Genomic DNA, 4,840 nt, shown 5'->3' with positions numbered 1-4,840 from the left:
CCTCGCGGCCAACACGCTCCCGATCTGCCATGACAAGAGCGTGATTGGTCTTCTCGAAAAGCGCGCTATCGCGAAAGCGCGAAAACCAGCCGTAGACTGTCTGCTAGGGCGGCAGATCCGACGGCAACAAGCGCCAGGCAATGCCGCCGCGTAGAACGTAGAAGATGGCGTTCACAATTTCACGCATCGCCCATTTGCGCGGTCGGCCTGTCCCGTGCGGCTCAGGAAGCATCGGCTGCAGAAGTTGCCATTCGTTTTCCGTCAGATCGGTCTGGTATCGCGTCGCGCAACGGCTATGCTGTACACGAGTAGTCGGGGTCCACATTGTAATCTCCAGAAAGTGTCGCGACATTCCGGAATCACAGGTGCCCCAACTACTCAACCCATTTCGAAACGGCCTCTTACCTCCCTCATGTCTGCCCTGCCAGCAGGTCGAACCTGGGCGGTAGCGAAGGTGCACAAAGCGGATTTCCAGTTTGAATTTGTCACGATGATTCAATTAAAGGTCGAAAATACTCGATGGGTCGATTTGTGAGATAACTTGATTAAGACTACCCTTATCGTCCAGATGCAAATTCTTCTCGTTTCTGCCGCCATTAGCGAAGACGAGGACCGCTTCCTGTTTTACATATATTCCGTTCGATATTTGAAGCTGTGAGAAGCGAGAGGGCCCCGGTGTTGCAGGCCTTCAGTTTGCCTGGAAGAGGAGGGAGTAATTATAAAAGCGACCTTTATGTAAAAAGCATTATATTAGAAACTATAAACCTGTTCATTAACTTGTTGTATTTATGCAACTTCTTCCTGCCCGTGGTTGGGAATTCTTGCATTCGTCTGGTCCTCCGGGTTCAAGTTCCAATATTGTGCCTGGGTGGGTGATTCTCTTATTTAAGATTTTGAGTCCACCCATTAATTTTCGTTTTTCAGCTAATGAATTGCACATCAAGAGCCACTTATATGCAGGCGGCATTTGATGAAGGGTGTTTGAAATGAACCATTTACCAAAAGCTTATTCAACAATCATTGACTTCAGAAATCTTGCCAAACTTCTTTCCGCTTCGTCAGCGCTCACTGGTGCGCCCTGCCTGGCCAAAACCGCTCTATGGGCTGCTATGATAGCAGCAGTCGTCACGCCTGCCATTTTGAGCGATACGCTACCTGCGCAGGCGCTTGATTTGCTTGGAAACGCTGGCGGCAATGCCGAAAGATGGGATAACTATGGTGGCGCGGGCAATGGTGGCGGTGGTTCTACTTACAATATAAATGGTTTGGGTGATAAAAGGGGCTTGTTAGCTGTTGATGGAAATGGAGTGGGTGGAGCGACCGGCAACGGAAGGTCGGGCGGAGCACCCGGTGGTGCCGGAGGTGCAGTAGGCGCCACGAACATAAGCTCAGGACTTGCTGAAATTATCGGTAATAGCGGAAAGGCAGGCGGCGTACACTTAAATGCCGGCGCCGGCGGCGGCGGTGGCGCAGGTGTTTTTCTAAAGAACAAAACATTATCGACCTATGTTGGTCTTACTATCACTGGAGGGTTGGGCGGATCAGGCGGAGCAGCGCTTGCTTACAGTAATTATGCGGATTCGGCAGGCGGCGGCGGTGGTGGTGGTGCCGGTGTGCTTCTCAGCGGTGGAAATCTCATAAATGTTTCAGGAGCACAGATAATTGGAGGCAAAGGTGGCGCGGCGGGACAGGCGCTTACCGGTACAGATGCTTCCAATTTGCCTGGTGCTGGAGCGGGTGGCGATGGTATCGTCATAACAGACGGAGCGCGTTTTACCAATTTAGGCTCGATCAAAGGCGGCGCTGCGGGGGATAATGCATTATCCACCACGACCCAGGCGCTTGGAGGTTCAGGGGCGCGTATTGGAGCGAATGGTTATTTCATCAACCAGGGAATTGTAGCTCCAGGTCAAAGCCAAAGAATTGGTGCCGCCGCCATCGAAATCGTCGGTCCCAATGCTACACTTGAACTGCGTCCGGGCTCTGACATTCAGGGTAAAGTCCATGTGGCGAACAGCATTACGGACGCAAAGCTGAGGTTTGCAGGAGCGCAGGACTTTGACGTTAATGTCGCAGTCGGTGTTTACGATGGCTTCGCTTCGGTGACTAAAACAGGTACTGACACGTTGACGCTGATCGGTGTGACCAGTGGCACTTTGCCATGGCGTATTGAGCAGGGACTTGTCTCGTTTGCGCAGGAAAACAGCTTCGGCAATTCTGCTTCGTCGGTGACCCTGGCTGGTGGCGGACTGCTGTTTGGTGCCGATATGACTGTCTCGCGCAAATATGTGCTCGAAAGCGGCAGTGCGGCTCTCGATACGGCTGGCCATGCAGTCATCCTGTCCAACAATATTGCAGGCGCTGGCGGACTGACCAAGAAGGGAGCGGGCACGCTTGTTCTGACGGGTTCGAACAGTTTTACGGGCCAATCGACGGTGGAAGCCGGTACGCTCAAGATCGGTAACGGTGCGCTGCAGGGTTCGCTCAACTCCAATGTCGCAATCAATTCCGGTGCGGCTCTGGAATTCAACCGTTTGAACCGCGAAGTCTATTCCGGCCAGCTGTCCGGTACCGGCGATCTGGTGATTTCGAGCCCGGGCGCCTTTGATATCAAGCTTGGTTCCGATAGCAGTGCCTTTACGGGCAAGACGACGGTCAAGGGAACCCTGGCGGTTGATGGCAAACTGGGTTCGTCGGATGTATTTGTCGGTCAGGCCGGCGATCTGTCCGGCAATGGCTCGATTGCCGGTAATGTCGACATCCAGAGCGGCGGCCGATTGTTGGCTGGTGATGGTTCACCGCTGACGATCGGTGGCAATCTGTCCTTTGCGTCCGATTCAGCCTTCAATGTTGCGCTTGGTACACCAAGCGATGTGGCGGTCGTGAAGGTGGGTGGCAACGTGATCTTGGATGGCACGCTGAACATCTCCAATAAGGGTGGGCTTGGCCAGGGTGTCTATCGCCTGATCGATTATTCGGGCCAGATCACCGATAATGGAATGGATATCGGTGCTGTTCCGCCCAATGTGGATGCGGCCCATTTCGGTATCCAGACTGCGGTCAACGGCCAGGTCAATCTCATATCGGATGTCAATGATACGAACAGCTATTGGGATGGCGGAGATGTTGCCAACCACCATGATGGCCGTATTGATGGCGGAGATGGTATCTGGACCACACAGGGCGGTACCAACTGGACCGACCCGACGGGGACAATCAACGAGGCATATACGAACCACAACTTTGCTATTTTCCAGGCAAAAGGCGGTACGGTCACGATCGACAATACGGGCGAAGCTGTTGTTGCCAACGGCATGCAGTTTGCGTCTGATGGCTATAAGATTGTGGGTGGCGATCTGACGCTGGAGACGACCGGCCATACGCGCTCGATCGTTCGCGTTGGCGATGGCACGCTTGCCGGTGTGAATATGACGGCGCAGATTGACAGCAAGATCCAGTCTACGGGCGGTCTGGAAAAGACCGATCTTGGTACGCTGATCCTGACGGCTGACAATAACTACGATGGCGGCACAGTCATCGATGCCGGTATCCTGCAATTGGGCAATGGCGGTACGACCGGTAGCATCACCGGCAACATCGTCATTGGCCCCAATGATGCGGATTACACAGCCCTTGTCATCAATCGTTCCAATGAAATCACGCTGAACCAGACGATCTCCGGTTCGGGTCAGCTGATCCATATGGGTCCAGGCACGACGATCCTGACGGGTGAAGACACCTATTCCGGTGGTACAATCGTCGAACACGGTACGCTGCAGCTTGGCGATGGCGGCACCAATGGTTCGATGGTGGGCGATGTTGCCCTCAACAACCCGGATGCCCGGTTTGTGATTAATCTTGCCAAGGATACCGCGTTTGATGGTGTGATTTCTGGCCCAGGTTCCTTTACCCAGGCTGGCTCCGGCACGACGTCGCTCAGCAATGAGCAGGCCTATACCGGCGAGACGATCATTTCGGGTGGCAAGCTTGCTCTTGTCGGCGACGGCTCGATCGAAAGCTCGGAACGTCTCGTTAACAACGCAGGCTTTGATATCAGCGGTGTGAACGATGACAGCTCGACCATTCAAAGCCTGAAGGGCAATGAGAACGGTATCATTACGCTCGGCGACAAGACACTGATCATCAAGGATGCGAAGGACAAGACGGATCCGAACAAGGAAGACGTCTATGCCGGTGTCATTGAAGGCAATGGCCGTGTCGAAATTGCCGGCGGCAAGCAGCGCTTCACGGGAGAAAACACCTATACGGGTGGAACCAAGATTGAACGGCCAGGCACGCTGATCATTGGCGATGGCGGCACCAAGGGCAGTGTCCAGGGTGACATCGAGGTCATTGGCACGCTGATCTATGATCGTTCGGATCGTTATCATGTCAATCCAATCGTTGGTGACGGGGATGTCGTCATTGACGGCGGTGGTGACGGGGTTATCGATACCGAGCAGAAGTTTGAAGGTGAATGGATCGTTGATCCGGGCAGCCATCTGACTTTTGAGGGTGATGCGGATATCTCGAATGCGTCGGGTCTCACCAATAATGGCGATGTTGATATTTCTGACATCAATTCGGATGACTTCCGCATCAAGCACCTGCGTGGTGAAGAAGATGCGACGTTTACGAATGGAACCAAGAATATCATCATCACGGATGGTGATGGCAGCGAATACAAGGGTCTGATTGGTCCAGGTACCGGCGGCTTCACGGTCGAGCAGGGCAAGCAGATCCTGTCGGGTGACAACACCTATACAGGCAATACCTATATTGCCGATGGTGCTGAACTGCAGCTTGGCAATGACAGCAAGACCGGCTCGATCACCAGCAA

At 53.6% G+C, this 4,840-nt stretch carries 1 protein-coding gene and 1 pseudogene; one reads left to right on the top strand and one right to left on the bottom strand.

Going from position 1 to position 4,840, the window contains the following annotated elements; translation table 11 throughout:
- Nucleotides 1-325 (bottom strand): annotated as a pseudogene (locus ACTJKP_RS26180) (transposase); the annotation flags it as partial.
- A gap of 784 nt (nucleotides 326-1,109) precedes the next feature.
- Here ACTJKP_RS26180 and ACTJKP_RS26175 point away from each other — a divergent pair.
- Nucleotides 1,110-4,840 (top strand): autotransporter-associated beta strand repeat-containing protein (locus tag ACTJKP_RS26175; RefSeq protein ID WP_440632746.1); only part of this gene is annotated, 3,731 nt, incomplete at its 3' end.

The organism is Brucella sp. 22210, assembly GCF_052045675.1.
GTDB lineage: Bacteria > Pseudomonadota > Alphaproteobacteria > Rhizobiales > Rhizobiaceae > Brucella.
The sequence above is the reverse complement of the archived record's forward strand: the minus strand, read 5'-3'. Positions and strand labels throughout refer to the sequence as shown.